Source organism: Streptomyces sp. V1I1 (assembly GCF_030817355.1).
In the GTDB taxonomy this organism is placed as follows: domain Bacteria; phylum Actinomycetota; class Actinomycetes; order Streptomycetales; family Streptomycetaceae; genus Streptomyces.
Window position 1 is genome coordinate 7,105,001 of sequence record NZ_JAUSZH010000001.1, and the last position, 16,627, is coordinate 7,121,627.

12 protein-coding genes, 2 rRNA genes and 1 riboswitch (1 of these 15 only partly in view) are annotated in these 16,627 nt (G+C 66.9%); of the genes, 13 read left to right on the plus strand and 1 reads right to left on the minus strand.

Annotated features, from left to right (window positions below; translation table 11 throughout):
- The 12 genes from QFZ67_RS33290 to QFZ67_RS33345 all read left to right on the plus strand — a co-directional run.
- A 23S ribosomal RNA gene (locus QFZ67_RS33290) occupies positions 1–2,430 on the plus strand (it extends 693 nt beyond the left edge of the window).
- A gap of 87 nt (positions 2,431–2,517) precedes the next feature.
- A 5S ribosomal RNA gene (rrf, locus tag QFZ67_RS33295) occupies positions 2,518–2,634 on the plus strand.
- 145 nt (positions 2,635–2,779) lie between these two features.
- Positions 2,780–3,388, plus strand: coding sequence for a CDP-alcohol phosphatidyltransferase family protein (locus tag QFZ67_RS33300; RefSeq protein ID WP_307664742.1), 609 nt, complete (start codon positions 2,780–2,782; stop codon positions 3,386–3,388).
- 111 nt (positions 3,389–3,499) lie between these two features.
- On the plus strand, positions 3,500–5,995 hold the full coding sequence (locus tag QFZ67_RS33305) for a mannose-1-phosphate guanyltransferase (RefSeq protein WP_307664743.1): 2,496 nt from the start codon (positions 3,500–3,502) through the stop codon (positions 5,993–5,995).
- A 97-nt stretch (positions 5,996–6,092) separates the two neighbouring features.
- Positions 6,093–7,022 (plus strand): DUF881 domain-containing protein, encoded by a 930-nt coding sequence (locus QFZ67_RS33310; protein WP_307664744.1) that lies wholly within the window; start codon positions 6,093–6,095, stop codon positions 7,020–7,022.
- Positions 7,019–7,351 (plus strand): small basic family protein, encoded by a 333-nt coding sequence (locus QFZ67_RS33315; RefSeq protein ID WP_307664745.1) that lies wholly within the window; start codon positions 7,019–7,021, stop codon positions 7,349–7,351. Before QFZ67_RS33310 ends, QFZ67_RS33315 begins: the two co-directional genes overlap by 4 nt.
- A gap of 5 nt (positions 7,352–7,356) precedes the next feature.
- The gene (locus QFZ67_RS33320; RefSeq protein WP_307664746.1) at positions 7,357–8,226 is read left to right on the plus strand and encodes a DUF881 domain-containing protein; all 870 of its coding nucleotides are present in this window, start codon (positions 7,357–7,359) and stop codon (positions 8,224–8,226) included.
- 148 nt (positions 8,227–8,374) lie between these two features.
- Positions 8,375–9,256: an FHA domain-containing protein gene (locus QFZ67_RS33325; RefSeq protein ID WP_307666064.1), complete on the plus strand. Its 882-nt coding sequence runs from the start codon at positions 8,375–8,377 to the stop codon at positions 9,254–9,256.
- A 43-nt stretch (positions 9,257–9,299) separates the two neighbouring features.
- Positions 9,300–10,043: a MerR family transcriptional regulator gene (locus tag QFZ67_RS33330; protein WP_307664747.1), complete on the plus strand. Its 744-nt coding sequence runs from the start codon at positions 9,300–9,302 to the stop codon at positions 10,041–10,043.
- 53 nt (positions 10,044–10,096) lie between these two features.
- Positions 10,097–10,570: a bifunctional nuclease family protein gene (locus tag QFZ67_RS33335; RefSeq protein ID WP_006123076.1), complete on the plus strand. Its 474-nt coding sequence runs from the start codon at positions 10,097–10,099 to the stop codon at positions 10,568–10,570.
- A 215-nt stretch (positions 10,571–10,785) separates the two neighbouring features.
- Positions 10,786–11,334 carry a MerR family transcriptional regulator gene (locus tag QFZ67_RS33340; RefSeq protein WP_373430253.1) on the plus strand — a complete coding sequence of 183 codons (549 nt, stop codon included), beginning with the start codon at positions 10,786–10,788 and terminating at the stop codon, positions 11,332–11,334.
- Between the two features lie 92 nt (positions 11,335–11,426).
- Positions 11,427–13,022: a DNA polymerase IV gene (locus tag QFZ67_RS33345; RefSeq protein WP_307664749.1), complete on the plus strand. Its 1,596-nt coding sequence runs from the start codon at positions 11,427–11,429 to the stop codon at positions 13,020–13,022.
- Here the strand turns inward: QFZ67_RS33345 and QFZ67_RS33350 are convergent.
- Positions 12,932–13,327, minus strand: a complete 396-nt coding sequence (locus QFZ67_RS33350; RefSeq protein WP_307666065.1) for a PRC-barrel domain-containing protein — start codon at positions 13,325–13,327, stop codon at positions 12,932–12,934. The two genes, QFZ67_RS33345 and QFZ67_RS33350, sit on opposite strands and share 91 nt — an antisense overlap.
- A 102-nt stretch (positions 13,328–13,429) precedes the next feature.
- Positions 13,430–13,527: riboswitch (glycine riboswitch) on the plus strand.
- A 181-nt stretch (positions 13,528–13,708) separates the two neighbouring features.
- Here QFZ67_RS33350 and gcvP point away from each other — a divergent pair.
- Positions 13,709–16,594, plus strand: a complete 2,886-nt coding sequence (gene gcvP, locus QFZ67_RS33355; protein ID WP_307664750.1) for an aminomethyl-transferring glycine dehydrogenase — start codon at positions 13,709–13,711, stop codon at positions 16,592–16,594.
- Positions 16,595–16,627: the final 33 nt, after the last annotated feature.

Sequence of the window (16,627 nt, forward strand, 5' to 3'; positions counted from 1 at the left end):
CGGTGTGTTGCGAGGTTAACCCGTGTGGGGAAGCCGTAGCGAAAGCGAGTCCGAACAGGGCGGTTCAGTAGCGCGCTCAAGACCCGAAGCGGAGTGATCTAGCCATGGGCAGGTTGAAGCGGAGGTAAGACTTCGTGGAGGACCGAACCCACCAGGGTTGAAAACCTGGGGGATGACCTGTGGTTAGGGGTGAAAGGCCAATCAAACTCCGTGATAGCTGGTTCTCCCCGAAATGCATTTAGGTGCAGCGTCGTGTGTTTCTTGCCGGAGGTAGAGCACTGGATAGGCGATGGGCCCTACCGGGTTACTGACCTTAGCCAAACTCCGAATGCCGGTAAGTGAGAGCGCGGCAGTGAGACTGTGGGGGATAAGCTCCATGGTCGAGAGGGAAACAGCCCAGAGCATCGACTAAGGCCCCTAAGCGTACGCTAAGTGGGAAAGGATGTGGAGTCGCAGAGACAACCAGGAGGTTGGCTTAGAAGCAGCCACCCTTGAAAGAGTGCGTAATAGCTCACTGGTCAAGTGATTCCGCGCCGACAATGTAGCGGGGCTCAAGCGTACCGCCGAAGTCGTGTCATTCCAGCATGAGGGCCAACGCCCGCTGGGATGGGTAGGGGAGCGTCGTGTGCCGGGTGAAGCCGCCGCGTAAGCGAGTGGTGGACGGTACACGAGTGAGAATGCAGGCATGAGTAGCGATACACACGTGAGAAACGTGTGCGCCGATTGACTAAGGGTTCCTGGGTCAAGCTGATCTGCCCAGGGTAAGTCGGGACCTAAGGCGAGGCCGACAGGCGTAGTCGATGGACAACCGGTTGATATTCCGGTACCCGCTTTGAAACGCCCAGTATCGAGCCCATTAATGCTAAGGCCGTGAAGCCGCCCTGGATCCTTCGGGTGAAGGGGAGTGGTGGAGCCGCCGGCCCAAGGTGGTAGTAGGTAAGCGATGGGGTGACGCAGGAAGGTAGTCCAGCCCGGGCGGTGGTTGTCCCGGGGTAAGGGTGTAGGCCGTGTGATAGGCAAATCCGTCACACATCAAGGCTGAGACCTGATGCCGAGCCGATTGTGGTGAAGTGGATGATCCTATGCTGTCGAGAAAAGCCTCTAGCGAGTTTCATGGCGGCCCGTACCCTAAACCGACTCAGGTGGTCAGGTAGAGAATACCGAGGCGTTCGGGTGAACTATGGTTAAGGAACTCGGCAAAATGCCCCCGTAACTTCGGGAGAAGGGGGGCCATCACCGGTGATGAGTCTTGCACTCTGAGCTGGGGGTGGCCGCAGAGACCAGCGAGAAGCGACTGTTTACTAAAAACACAGGTCCGTGCGAAGCCGTAAGGCGATGTATACGGACTGACGCCTGCCCGGTGCTGGAACGTTAAGGGGACCGGTTAGTCACATTTCGGTGTGGCGAAGCTGAGAACTTAAGCGCCAGTAAACGGCGGTGGTAACTATAACCATCCTAAGGTAGCGAAATTCCTTGTCGGGTAAGTTCCGACCTGCACGAATGGCGTAACGACTTCTCGACTGTCTCAACCATAGGCCCGGTGAAATTGCACTACGAGTAAAGATGCTCGTTTCGCGCAGCAGGACGGAAAGACCCCGGGACCTTTACTACAGTTTGATATTGGTGTTCGGTTCGGCTTGTGTAGGATAGGTGGGAGACTGTGAACTCTGGACGCCAGTTCAGGGGGAGTCGTCGTTGAAATACCACTCTGGTCGTGCTGGATGTCTAACCTGGGTCCGTGATCCGGATCAGGGACAGTGTCTGATGGGTAGTTTAACTGGGGCGGTTGCCTCCCAAAGGGTAACGGAGGCGCCCAAAGGTTCCCTCAGCCTGGTTGGCAATCAGGTGTTGAGTGTAAGTGCACAAGGGAGCTTGACTGTGAGACCGACGGGTCGAGCAGGGACGAAAGTCGGGACTAGTGATCCGGCGGTGGCTTGTGGAAGCGCCGTCGCTCAACGGATAAAAGGTACCCCGGGGATAACAGGCTGATCTTCCCCAAGAGTCCATATCGACGGGATGGTTTGGCACCTCGATGTCGGCTCGTCGCATCCTGGGGCTGGAGTCGGTCCCAAGGGTTGGGCTGTTCGCCCATTAAAGCGGTACGCGAGCTGGGTTTAGAACGTCGTGAGACAGTTCGGTCCCTATCCGCTGCGCGCGCAGGAGTCTTGAGAAGGGCTGTCCCTAGTACGAGAGGACCGGGACGGACGAACCTCTGGTGTGCCAGTTGTCCTGCCAAGGGCATGGCTGGTTGGCTACGTTCGGAAAGGATAACCGCTGAAAGCATCTAAGCGGGAAGCCTGCTTCGAGATGAGGACTCCCACCTCCTTGAGAGGGTAAGGCTCCCAGTAGACGACTGGGTTGATAGGCCAGATGTGGAAGCCGGGCAACCGGTGAAGCTGACTGGTACTAATAGGCCGAGGGCTTGTCCTCAGTTGCTCGCGTCCACTGTGTCAGTTCTGAAGTAACGAACTGTCGAGCCCCCATGGCCGGGGTTCCGGATCGATATCTTCATAGAGTTTCGGTGGTCATTGCGTTAGGGAAACGCCCGGTTACATTCCGAACCCGGAAGCTAAGCCTTTCAGCGCCGATGGTACTGCAGGGGGGACCCTGTGGGAGAGTAGGACGCCGCCGAACAATCTTTGTGGGAAAGCCCCGCACCATTTTGGTGCGGGGCTTTTCTGCGTTCAAGGGGGCGGTACTACCCCTGTGCAGGCGCCGACAGTGGCTGCGGGTAAGGTCAGGGGGCATCGTTGGCACGTTCCACACAGGAGGCCCCCGGGTGGAGGTCCAGGAGACCCGCGTTCAGACGGACCGGGTACTCACCATCCCCAACATCCTCAGCATGGCTCGCCTCGCGGGTGTGCCGCTCTTCCTGTGGCTGATTCTTCGCCCCGAGTTCGGGGGCCCCAAGAGCGATGGCTGGGCATTGCTCGTGCTGATGCTGAGCGGCGTCAGTGACTATCTCGACGGCAAGCTTGCCCGGCGATGGAACCAGATCAGCCGCCTTGGGCGGCTTCTCGACCCGGCCGCTGACCGTCTGTACATCCTGTCCACCCTGGTGGGGCTGACCTGGCGCGAGATTCTGCCCATCTGGCTCACCGCGGCCCTATTGGCGCGGGAACTGATGCTGCTGGTGATGGTGGGAATCCTCCGCCGGCACGGCTATCCGCCGCCCCAGGTGAACTTCCTGGGCAAGGCGGCCACGTTCAACCTCATGTATGCCTTCCCCCTACTGCTCCTCAGTGACGGAAACGGGTGGCTTGCGTCACTGGCTGCTATTTTCGGATGGGCGTTCGCGGGATGGGGTACAACTCTGTATTGGTGGGCAGGGATCCTGTATGTGGTCCAGGTCCGCCGCCTCGTCAAGGCGGATGCAGTGGCCGATTGACCTCGTCGATGCGTTGCCGGCAGTGTTGCCGGCCGCGTATGACGCCAGAGCGCCTCTTTGGGCGGGTGAAGTCGGCTAGACCGTCGTCTCTTCAAGGAGGACGCTTCCGACATGAAGGCCGTCGTGATGGCCGGTGGCGAAGGAACCCGACTTCGCCCCATGACCTCGAGCATGCCCAAGCCACTCCTGCCGGTGGTCAACCGGCCGATCATGGAGCATGTGCTGCGGTTGCTCAAGCGGCATGGGCTCAATGAGACCGTCGTAACCGTGCAGTTTCTCGCCTCACTCGTCAAGAACTACTTCGGGGACGGCGAAGAGCTCGGGATTGAGCTCACCTATGCCAATGAGGAGAAGCCTCTCGGCACTGCGGGGAGCGTGAAGAACGCCGAGGAAGCACTCAAGGACGATACGTTCCTTGTCATCTCAGGTGATGCGCTCACAGACTTCGATCTCACTGATCTGATCTCCTTCCACAAGGAGAAGGGCGCACTGGTCACAGTGTGTCTGACGCGTGTGCCGAATCCGCTTGAATTCGGTATCACCATCGTGGACGAAGAGGGAAAGGTCGAACGTTTCCTGGAGAAGCCGACCTGGGGCCAGGTCTTCTCGGACACCGTGAACACGGGCATCTACGTCATGGAGCCCGAAGTATTCGACTACGTCGAGGCAGACGTTTCGGTCGACTGGTCCGGGGACGTGTTCCCGCAGCTCATGAAGGAAGGCAAGCCGATCTACGGCTATGTCGCCGAGGGCTACTGGGAGGACGTGGGCACGCACGAGAGCTACGTAAAGGCACAGGCCGATGTCCTCGAGGGCAAGGTCGATGTGGAGATTGACGGGTTCGAGATCTCCCCAGGTGTCTGGGTCGCGGAAGGCGCCGAGGTGCACACGGCCGCCGTGCTGCGTGGTCCGCTGTACATCGGTGACTACGCCAAGGTCGAAGCCGATGCGGAGATCCGCGAGCACACGGTCGTCGGGTCCAACGTGGTCGTCAAGAGCGGTGCCTTTCTCCATAGGGCCGTGATCCACGACAACGTGTACATCGGGGAGCACGCCAACCTCCGCGGCTGCGTGATCGGCAAGAACACCGACATCATGCGAGCTGCTCGCATCGAGGACGGCGCCGTGATCGGCGATGAGTGCCTCGTGGGCGAAGAATCGATCATCCAGGGCAATGTGCGGGTCTACCCGTTCAAGACGATCGAGGCGGGCGCGTTCGTCAACACCTCGGTCATCTGGGAGTCGCGGGGCCAGGCGCATCTCTTCGGAGCTCGCGGAGTCACCGGAATCCTCAATGTGGAAATCACGCCCGAGCTGGCGGTGCGGCTGGCAGGTGCGTACGCCACCACCCTCAAGAAGGGGGCGACGGTCACCACGGCGCGTGACCACTCCAGGGGTGCCCGTGCGCTGAAGCGGGCCGTGATCTCGGCGCTGCAGACCAGTGCGATCGACGTACGGGATCTGGAGAACGTACCGCTGCCGGTCGCGCGACAGCAGACCGCGCGCGGCAGCGCCGGCGGCATCATGATCCGTACGTCGCCGGGTGTGGCCGACTCCGTGGACATCATGTTCTTCGACGAGCGCGGGGCGGACCTCTCGCAGGCCGGGCAGCGGAAGCTGGACCGGGTGTATGCGCGCCAGGAGTACCGGCGTGCGTTCCCGGGCGAGATCGGGGACCTGCACTTCCCGTCCAGCGTCTTCGACTCGTACACCGGCGCACTGCTGCGCAATGTCGACACCTCGGGCATCGCGGAATCGGGGCTCAAGGTCGTCATCGACGCGTCGCACGGCAGCGCCGGGCTTGTGCTGCCCAACCTGCTCGGACGGCTCGGTGTGGACGCCCTGACGATCAACCCGGGGCTCGACGAGTCCCGTCCCACCGAATCGGCGGACACCCGCCGGTCCGGGCTGGTGCGGCTGGGCGAGATCGTGGCCTCCTCACGGGCGGCCTTCGGTGTGCGCTTCGACCCCGTCGGCGAGCGGCTGTCCTTCGTTGACGAACGCGGGCGGATCGTCGAGGACGATCGCGCGCTGCTGGTGCTGCTCGACCTGGTCGCGGCCGAACGGCGCAGCGGGCGGGTGGCGCTGCCGGTGACGACCACCAGGATCGCCGAGCAGGTGGCGGCGTACCACGGCACACAGGTGGAGTGGACGACCACATCGCCCGACGATCTGACGCGTGTGGGCCGGGAGGAGACCACCATCTTCGGCGGAGACGGCCGTGGTGGCTTCATCGTTCCGGAGTTCAGCAGTGTCTTCGACGGCTTCGCGGCCTTCGTGCGGCTGGTCGGCCTGGTGGCTCGTACGCAGCTCACGCTGAGCCAGATCGATGCCCGGATTCCGCGGGCGCATGTGCTGCGGCGTGATCTGGCTACGCCGTGGGCGGTCAAGGGACTGGTGATGCGACGCGTCGTCGAAGCGGCCGGCGACCGAGACGTCGATACGACCGACGGGGTGCGGGTCGTCGAGCCCGACGGCCGCTGGGTCATGGTCCTTCCCGACCCCGCGGAGGCCGTCACTCATCTGTGGGCAGAGGGGCCCGATGACGCTTCGGCGCAGGCGCTGCTCGACGAGTGGTCGGCCGTCGTGGACAGCGCGGGTAACTGAGGTGTGACGGGTGTGCCGGAAGTTGTCTTTCGACGGCTTCCGGCACACCGGTGGGGCCATTCGGCGGTAGCGCCTGCGACGTGCGACGATGTGCGGCATGTCGCAGCAGCCCCCCGTTCGGAGCACCGGCGCTCCACCCGTACGTCCCGATGCGTCCATGTCGCTGCTGACGAACGTTATGGAGCACAGCCTCGACGACGGATACGCGGAGGCGACGGCCCGCAGGGAGGCCGAGGGCGGGGGACTGCCCCGTACGTTGCGTGCGAAGCTCGGACTCGCCGCCGGACTTGTGCTGGCGGCTCTGGTCGTCACCGTCGGGGCCGCGCAGGCGCGGATATCGGCACCGGTCGTGGCGAAAGAGCGCGAGGAGCTCATCGACCGGATCGGCGCCGAGACGTCCGACGCCGACGCGCTGGAGCGGAGCGTCGACAAACTCCGGGACGAGGTGGGGGACCGGCAGCGAAAGGCCCTCAAGACACAGGGCGGGGGCCAGGGGGAGCTCGTCGCACTGCTCGCAGGCGCTACCGAGGTCGAGGGGCCGGGTGTGAAGCTCGTCGTCGACGATGCGAAGGACACCGACCAGGGCGGCGACGGGCCGCGGGAGAGCAGCGGCTTCAGCGACACGGGCCGGGTCCGCGACCGCGATATGCAGCGGATCGTCAACGGGCTCTGGGAGTCGGGTGCGGAAGCCGTGGCGATCAACGGGCAGCGGCTGACCGCCCTGTCCGCGATCCGGGCGGCGGGCGACGCCATACTGGTCGACAACAGGCCGCTGGTGCCGCCGTACACGGTGCTCGCGGTGGGGGACGGCAAGAAGTTGAGCACTGCCTTCCAGGACAGTGCCGACGGACAGTATCTGCACGCGTTGCAGGAGAACTTCGGTATCCGCGCCAGCATCTCCAGCGAGGAGAAGGTGCGTCTGCCGGCGGCGCCGAGCTTGATCGTACGTACAGCAGAGCCGAAAACCGCCGACGCCGGGAAGGGCAACGGGCAGGGCACGGCTGACACAGGGAAGGGCACATCGTGATCGCCGTACTGGGCCTCATCGTGGGAGTCGTGGCCGGACTTTTGGTCCGACCCGAGGTACCGGCGGTGGTCGAGCCCTATCTGCCGATCGCTGTCGTCGCGGCTCTCGACGCGGTCTTCGGCGGCCTGCGGGCCATGCTCGACGGGATCTTCGTGGACAAGGTCTTCGTCGTCTCCTTCCTGTCGAACGTGGTGGTGGCAGCGCTGATCGTGTTCCTGGGCGACAAGTTGGGCGTCGGCGCCCAGCTGTCCACGGGTGTCGTGGTCGTTCTCGGCATCCGGATCTTCTCCAACGCTGCCGCGATCCGCCGGCACGTGTTCCGGGCGTGAGGCCGATGAACAGCGAAGAGAACCCGAAGGGCGAGGAGCCGGAGGCGGTTGCGCCGTCGGCGGACCAGCCCGAGCGCAAGCCCAAGCCCGAGCAGCCCAAGCCCGAGCAGGCCGAGCCGGGGCAGGCCGAGCCGGACCAGCCCCAGGCCGAGCAGCAGACCGGCCGCCAGCGGCTCGTCGCGGTGCTGTGGCCGCCGCGGGTCAGCCGCGCTCAACTCATCGTCGCCGTGCTGCTGTTCGTCCTCGGTCTGGGGCTCGCGATCCAGGTCCGCTCGACCAGCGACAACAGCGCGCTGCGGGGCGCCCGCCAGGAGGACCTGGTGCGCATCCTCGACGAACTCGACAATCGCACCCAGCGCCTCGAGGACGAGAGGCAGCGTCTCGAGGACCAGCGCGCCGAACTGGAGAACAGCTCGGACCAGGCGGAAGAGGCGCGTAAGCAGACGCGGCAGAAGGAGCAGCAACTCGGCATCCTGGCCGGCACGGTCGCGGCACAGGGCCCCGGCATCACGCTGACCATCGAGGACCCGTCCGGCACGGTCGAGTCGGACATGCTGCTCGACGCGATCCAGGAACTGCGCGCCGCCGGTGCGGAAGCGATCCAGGTCAACGACATCCGGGTCGTCGCTGACACGCATTTCACAGGTACGGGTGGTGAGATCGAGGTGGACGGCAAGAAGATCACCGCGCCGTACCGCTTCAAGGTCATCGGCAAGCCGCAGGATCTGGAGCCCGCCCTCAACATCCCTGGCGGTGTGGTGCAGACGCTGGAGAAGGAGCAGGCCACAGCCACGGTGGAGCGCTCGCAGAAGATCGTCGTGGATGCCTTGCGACCTGCGAAGCGGCCTGACTACGCTCGGTCGTCGGCGCCGTGAGGCGGGGATGCATGAGGTCGGGCGGACCAGGGCATGACGTTGCGGGGGGTCGGCACATCACAAGCGTGCCGCGTGGTGGAAACTGTCTGGTGGTTACGGACGTTGTGAGGATGTCCGGGTCGGCAGGTGTGATCATTGAGGGTTCGTCCTGCCCCACGGGCGGGTCTATTTCGGTCAAGGGGAATCGCCCGTGAAGTTGTTTGGGAAGTTGTTCGGCAAGAGCGCACGCGAGGACGGCGGCAACGCCAGGCATCGCGCACCGCGCCATGGCCAGAGTGAGGAGCAGGGCGCTGAGCGGCCGCTCTTCCGGGACGAGGTCGGTGGTCCGGGCGGTGACATTTCGGGCGGTCAGGGCGCGTCGTCTGTTGACCCTGCAGGTCCCGGCCGCATAGGTTTCGGGGAACCATCAACCTCAAGTACGGGTGGAGGGTTTTCCTCCGACCCGTATGCGACCAATCCCCACGCGGGGCAGCCGCGGCAGGAGGATCCGTCCATGTCGGCCTTGGTTTGTACGAGGTGCGGGCACCGCAATGCCGAGGCCAGCCGGTTCTGCTCCAACTGCGGCGCGCCGCTGCGCGCCGGGGCGCCGGCGGAGCGTCCTTCGGAGACGACCTCGACGATCTCCATCTCCGGCCTCGAGGCGTACGACTCGGAAGTGACGGGCCAGACGCAGGTTCCGTCGCTCTCTCCCGAGGCCCAGGCGGCCGTCGACGCGCTGCCGCTCGGCTCGGCGCTCCTGGTGGTGCGCCGCGGGCCCAATTCCGGCAGCCGCTTCTTGCTGGACGGCGAGCTGACCACGGCCGGCCGTCACCCGCAGAGCGACATCTTCCTCGACGACGTCACCGTCTCGCGGCGTCATGTGGAGTTCCGCAGGGGCCCGGACGGCAGCTTCAGCGTCGCGGACGTCGGCAGTCTCAATGGCACCTACGTCAACCGCGAGCGGATCGACTCGGTCCTCCTGTCGAACGGTGACGAGGTCCAGATCGGCAAGTACCGGCTGGTCTTCTATGCGAGCCAGCGGGGCGTGTGACCCTCCCCCAGACTCCGTCCGGGGGGACCCCCAGGGAAGGTACATGCTGCGAACACCGACTGGCGGTGCCGGTCACGGCACCGCCACAGCGGGCGAGAGGCTGATGAGCATCGGCACGGTGCTCAGCCAGCTGCGCGACGAGTTTCCCGAAGTGACCATCTCCAAGATCCGTTTCCTGGAGGCCGAGGGGCTGGTCGAGCCGCGGCGCACCCCGTCCGGGTACCGCAAATTCAGCCCCGAGGACGTGGAGCGGCTGGCCCAGGTGCTGCGGATGCAGCGGGACCACTATCTTCCGCTGAAGGTCATCCGCGAGCATCTCGACGCCATCGGCCGCGGCGAGCAGGTGCAGCTGCCTGCGCAGGGGCCGCAGCGGGAGCTTCTCGACGGCGCCTGGGAATCCGACTCGGAGCGTGTGACCGCAGCCAGGGTGGGCCGTTCGGAGCTCCTCGCCGCCGCCGAGGTGAGTGAGGCGGAGCTGGACGAGTGGGAGTCGTACGGCCTGCTCGCGCGGGACGAGGACGGCGGTTACGACGCCGAATCGGTGACCGTTGCACGGCTGGTCGCGGATCTGGGGAGATTCGGTCTCGAACCCCGGCATCTGCGGGCGATGAAGGCTGCCGCAGATCGTGAGGCGGGGCTGGTCGAGCAGGTGGTCGCACCCTTGCGGCGGCACCGTAATCCGCAGACCAGAGCGCATGCCGAGGCGACCACGAAAGAGCTGGCGGCCCTGTCTGTGCGGCTTCACGCGGCCCTGGTGCAGACGGCGCTCGGAGTACGGCTGCACTGATCATGGGGGAGCCCGACTACCCAAACCGGTCGGGCAAGTCCTAGGGTTGCTGTGTGAACGAGCTCGACGTTGTGGGTGTCCGGGTCGAAATGCCCTCGAACCAACCGATCGTGCTCCTACGTGAAGTGGGAGGCGACCGGTACCTCCCCATTTGGATCGGTCCCGGGGAGGCCACCGCCATTGCCTTTGCCCAGCAGGGCATGGCACCGGCCAGGCCGCTGACGCATGACCTCTTCAAAGACGTGCTGGAGGCGGTGGGCCAGGAGCTCACCGAGGTCCGCATCACTGACCTGCGCGAAGGGGTTTTCTACGCGGAGTTGGTCTTTGCCAGCGGAGTCGAGGTGAGCGCCAGACCCTCCGACGCCATAGCTCTGGCCCTGCGCACCGGTACGCCGATCTACGGCAGTGACGGGGTGCTCGACGATGCGGGAATCGCCATCCCGGACGAGCAGGAGGACGAGGTGGAGAAGTTCCGCGAGTTCCTCGATCAGATCTCGCCCGAGGACTTCGGCACCAACAGTCAGTGACCGCCGCGAGGGGCGGCGTCGGCACATTCGAGTAGCCTTTCCCCGAATAGGGGCACGAGAAACCACTCTCAGGGTGATTATCACTCGGCGTGCCGAGTGTGGCGATCGTTGACGCACCCCTGGTGACTGCCTACCGTCGAGATGGCAGGTCAAGGACGGAGGTCGGCGTGAGAAGCAGCGGCGACGGTACGGCAGGGGGCGCCCCCGGACGGAGTCTGGGGGAGGGCGGGCCGTATCCGCTTCACGAGAGTGCGGCCGGCCCCTTGAGGGAGACGATCGGCTACCGGGGGCCCACCGCGTGTGCGGCGGCGGGCATCACCTATCGACAGCTCGACTACTGGGCGCGTACCGGACTGGTCGAGCCCAGTGTGCGGCCGGCGTACGGATCGGGCACCCAGCGGCTCTACAGCTTCCGCGATGTGGTCGTCCTCAAGATCGTCAAGCGTTTTCTCGACACCGGTGTGGCGTTGCAGAACATCCGGGCCGCGGTGCAGCATCTGCGGGCGCGCGGCTTCACGGACCTCGAGCGCATGACGCTCATGAGCGACGGCGCCACGGTCTACGAGTGCTCGTCGCCCGACGAGGTGGTCGACCTGCTCCAGGGTGGCCAGGGGGTCTTCGGGATCGCCGTCGGCGTGGTGTGGCGGGATGTCGAGGCGGCGCTGTCTCAGCTGCACGGCGAGCGGATCGACACCGGCGAGACCCTCGTCGGGAACAACCCCGCGGACGAGCTGGCCAGGCGCAGGCGCGACCGGGCCGTCTGAGCGTCGGCGCCGGTCGCCGTTGCCGTCGCCACTGCCGGATGGCGCCCCGACTGGCGGCGCCATTGTCAGTGGCGTAGGGCAGCATCGAACATGTGAGAACCGCGCCGACGATTCTGCATCTGGACATGGATGCCTTCTTCGCCGCCGCCGAACAGGCGGCGAAGCCGAGTCTGCGTGGAAAGCCGGTGGTCGTCGGCGGGCTCGGGCCGCGCGGGGTCGTTGCCACCGCTTCGTACGAGGCGAGGCGCTTCGGCGTGCACTCGGCGATGCCGATGGCGCAGGCAAGGCGGCTGGCGCCGAACGCCGCGTATCTCGTGCCGCGCTTCTCGCTCTACCGCGCGGTCAGCGAACAGGTGATGGAGCTGCTCGGCAGGCTCTCGCCGCTGGTGGAGCCGCTGAGCCTGGACGAGGCCTTCGTCGACTTGGAGGCGGGGGGCTCGGCCGATGACTCGGCTTCCGCGCGCGTGGCCGGTGAGCGGCTGCGCGGAGACATTCTCGCCGTCACCGGGCTGACGGGGTCCGTCGGGCTCGCGGGGTCCAAGATGCTCGCCAAGATCGCCTCCGAGCAGGCGAAACCGGACGGCCTGCTGCTCATAGAGCCCGGTACGGAGCGTGAGCTGCTCGGGCCGATGTCGGTGCGGACGCTGCCGGGGGTGGGGCCGGCCACCGGGGAGCATCTGCGGCGGGCCGGGATGACGACGGTCGCCGAGCTGGCGGAGGCGGGCGAGGACGAGCTCGTACGACTGCTGGGCAAGGCGCACGGGACCTCGCTGTTCCTGATGGCCATGGGGTACGACGACCGGCCGGTGGTGGCCGAGCGGGACGCGAAGTCGGTGTCGGTGGAGGACACATTCGATGTGGATCTGCACGACCGGGTGCGGGTGCGGATCGAGGTGGAGCGGCTGGCCGACCGGTGTGTGCAGCGGCTTCGGGCGTCCGGGCACTCGGGGCGGACCATCGTGCTGAAGGTGCGGCGGTACGACTTCTCGACGCTGACCCGCTCGGAGACGCTGCGCGGGCCGACGGACGATCCGGCGGTGGTGCGGGAGGCCGCCGGGCGGCTGCTGGAGGCGGTGGACACCACGGGCGGGGTGCGCCTGCTGGGGGTGGGCGTGACGGGGCTCGCGGACTACACCCAGGAGGATCTCTTCGCCCAGGCCGCGGCTGATGAGCAGGCCGAGCGCGAAGCGCACGAGGAGGCGGCCGAGGGCGAGCGGGAGACGCACGAGGCCCTCGCCGCGGCGGGGGCCGGGGCAGAGCCCCGAGCCGCAGCCGGGGCAGGAGCCCGAGCCGGAGCACAGGCAGGCGCCGGAGCCGGGGTCGCGGCCGGGGCCCGGGCGGGTGCAGAAGTCGGGGCAGGCGGGGCAGAGCACGAGGCGCTCGCGGCGCGGCGCTGGGCCGCGGGGCACGACGTGCGGCATGCCGAGTACGGGGCGGGATGGGTGCAGGGCAGCGGGCTCGGTCGCGTCACCGTCCGGTTCGAGGAACCGGGGTCGCCGCCGGGGCGCGTACGCACCTTCCGGGTCGACGACCCCGATCTGGAGCCCTCCGATCCGCTGCCGCTCGTCGCGCTGCCCGCGGCGGTGGAGAGTGCGGGTCAGTCCTCCTGGCCGGCCACGCGACCGAAGGACCGGTCTCCAGAGGAGGGAGCGGGCGTCTCGGGGGCCTCGGAGAGGTCGAGGCCGTAGTGGTGGTACAGCTGGAGCTCCTGCTCCGGGGAGAGATGGCGGCCGACTCCGAAGTCCGGGGCATCCTTGATCAGCGAGCGCTCGTACGGGACATGCAGAGTGTCGTCGACCAGCTTGCTCGGCTCCAGCGGGACGAACGCGTCCCGGCTGAACAGGCCGGTCCGCACGGCCGCCCACTCGGGCACTCCCGTGGCATCGTCCAGGTACACCTCGTCCACAGTCCCGATCTTGTGGCCGTTGCGGTCGAACGCCTTGCGGCCGATCAGGCTGCGCGGATCGATATCGGTCTGCACGGTCCCTCCAATAGGTCGCAACTGCTGTTTAAATACTACAAAAGTGCACATCGGGGGTGTCGGCCACTTGAGCGATCGACGAGGGGGCGCGCTGGTAGGCTGGCAAGCGGCTGCTGACCCCGTGCGGGAGAGTCCACCGGTGAAAGTACCGGCGGCGCCGAAGGAGCAAATCCTCCCCGGAATCTCTCAGGCCCCTGTACCGCACGGACGAGGTCACTCTGGAAAGCAGGGCGGGCGTCGGACGGCATCCGCTCTCACCGACGGTGAAAGCCGGAGCGTGGCATGCGCGCGCCCCGGTGAAACTCTCAGGTTGAGATGACAGAGGGGGAGGCCGTCCGGGCATCCGCGCCGTGGTGCCCCTCGCCGGTCGTGTCAGACCAGGAGGCCTCCTAAATGACCGCCAACCGCATTCCGCTCTCCCAGCTTGAGCGAGGCACCCCCTTCGAGCAGCGCCACATCGGGCCCGACGCCGAGGCCCAGGCGAAGATGCTGGCACAGGTGGGCTACGGCTCGCTCGACGAGCTGACCGCCGCCGCGGTGCCTGATGTGATCAAGAGCGCGGAGGCGCTGAACCTCCCGGGCGCGCGTACCGAGGCGGATGTGCTCGCCGAGCTGCGCACGCTTGCCGACCGCAATCAGGTGCTTGCGCCCATGATCGGCCTTGGCTACTACGGCACCTTCACGCCGCCCGTGATCCTGCGCAATGTCATGGAGAACCCGGCCTGGTACACCGCGTACACGCCGTACCAGCCGGAGATCTCCCAGGGCCGGCTCGAGGCGCTGCTCAACTTCCAGACGATGGTCGCCGACCTGACCGGACTGCCCACCTCCGGCGCCTCGCTGCTCGACGAGGCCACGGCCGCCGCCGAGGCCATGTCGCTGGCCCGCCGGGTCGGCAAAGTCAAGAACGGCGTCTTCCTGGTCGACGCCGACACCCTGCCGCAGACCCTCGCGGTGATCGAGACCCGCGCCGAGCCCACCGGCGTCGAGGTCGTCACCGCCGACCTCAGTGACGGCATCCCGGCCGAGATCGCGGAGCGCGGCGTTTTCGGCGTGCTGCTGCAGTACCCGGGCGCCTCCGGTGCCGTACGCGACATCAAGCCCGTCATCGAGCAGGCGCACGAGCTCGGCGCGATCGTCACCGTCGCCGCCGATCTGCTGGCGCTCACCCTGCTCACCTCGCCCGGCGAGCTGGGAGCCGACATCGCGGTGGGCACGACGCAGCGCTTCGGCGTCCCGATGGGCTTCGGCGGCCCGCACGCCGGTTTCATGGCCGTACGCGAGAAGTTCGCGCGCAGCCTGCCCGGCCGGCTCGTCGGCGTCTCGGTGGACGCGGACGGCAACAAGGCCTACCGGCTCGCGCTGCAGACACGTGAGCAGCACATCCGCCGCGAGAAGGCCACCAGCAACATCTGTACCGCCCAGGTACTCCTCGCCGTGATGGCTGGGATGTACGCCGTCTACCACGGCCCGGAGGGGCTCAGGGGGATCGCGCAGCGCACCCACCGGTACGCCGCGATCCTCGCCGAGGGGCTGCGGGCCGGTGGCGTCGAGGTCGTCCACGGGGCGTACTTCGACACGCTGACCGCACGGGTGCCGGGCAAGGCCGCCGACGTCGTGGCCGCCGCGCGTGAGGGCGGGGTCAACCTTCACCTCGTCGACGCCGACCACCTCTCCATCGCGTGTGACGAGACCACGACGCGTACCCAACTGGCCGCCGTCTGGGCCGCCTTCGGCGTGGAGGCCGACGTCGAGGTGCTCGACGCGGCGACCGACGACACCCTGCCGGCCGCCCTGCTGCGCACGGACGACTACCTCACCCACCCCGTCTTCCACCAGCACCGTTCCGAGACTGCGATGCTGCGCTACCTGCGCAAGCTCGCCGACCGCGACTACGCGCTGGACCGCGGCATGATCCCGCTCGGCTCCTGCACCATGAAGCTGAACGCGACCACCGAGATGGAGCCGGTCACCTGGCCGGAGTTCGGGCAGATCCACCCCTTCGCGCCGGTCGAGCAGGCCGCCGGATACCTCACGCTCATCCATGAGCTGGAGGAGCGCCTCGCCGAGGTCACCGGGTACGACGCGGTCTCCATCCAGCCCAACGCCGGTTCGCAGGGCGAGCTCGCGGGTCTGCTCGCCGTGCGCGCGTACCACCGCGCCAACGGTGACGACCAGCGCACCATCTGCCTCATCCCGTCCTCCGCGCACGGCACCAACGCCGCCAGCGCCGTGATGGCGGGCATGAAGGTCGTCGTGGTGAAGACCGCCGACGACGGCGAGGTGGACATCGAGGACCTGCGCGCCAAGATCGAGCAGTACCGCGACGAGCTCTCGGTCCTGATGATCACCTACCCGTCCACGCACGGCGTGTTCGAGGAGCACGTCGCCGACATCTGCGCGCAGGTGCACGAGGCCGGCGGCCAGGTGTACGTCGACGGTGCCAACCTCAACGCGCTGGTGGGCCTCGCCAAGCCGGGCAAGTTCGGCGGCGACGTCTCGCACCTCAATCTGCACAAGACCTTCTGCATCCCGCACGGCGGCGGCGGTCCGGGCGTCGGCCCGGTGGGCGTACGAGCGCACCTCGCCCCGTACCTCCCGAACCACCCGCTTCAGCCGACCGCCGGTCCCGAGACGGGCGTGGGACCGATCTCGGCCGCCCCGTGGGGCTCGGCGGGCATCCTGCCGATCTCCTGGGCGTACGTACGGCTCATGGGCGGCGAGGGCCTCAAGCGCGCCACCCAGGTCGCCGTGCTCGCGGCCAACTACATCGCCAAGCGCCTGGAGCCGCACTACCCGGTGCTCTACGCCGGGCCGGCCGGTCTGGTCGCGCACGAGTGCATCGTGGACCTGCGGCCGCTGTCGAAGGCGACCGGTGTCAGCGTCGACGACATCGCCAAGCGCCTGATCGACTACGGCTTCCACGCGCCGACGATGTCCTTCCCGGTGGCCGGCACGCTGATGATCGAGCCCACCGAGAGCGAGGACCTGACCGAGATCGACCGCTTCTGCGACACGATGATCGCGATCCGCGGGGAGATCGAGAAGGTCGCTTCGGGCGAGTGGCCCGCGGAGGACAACCCGCTGCGCAACGCCCCGCACACCGCGGCGGCGCTGGGCGGGGAGTGGGACCACCCGTACAGCCGCGAGGACGCGGTCTTCCCGGCCGGAGTGAGCGCCTCGGACAAGTACTGGCCGCCGGTGCGCCGGATCGACGGTGCGTTCGGCGACCGTAACCTCGTCTGCTCCTGCCCGCCGCTGGACGAGTACGACAACTGACGGGCGCGGCGGCGCTCATGCGTCGGGGCCGGT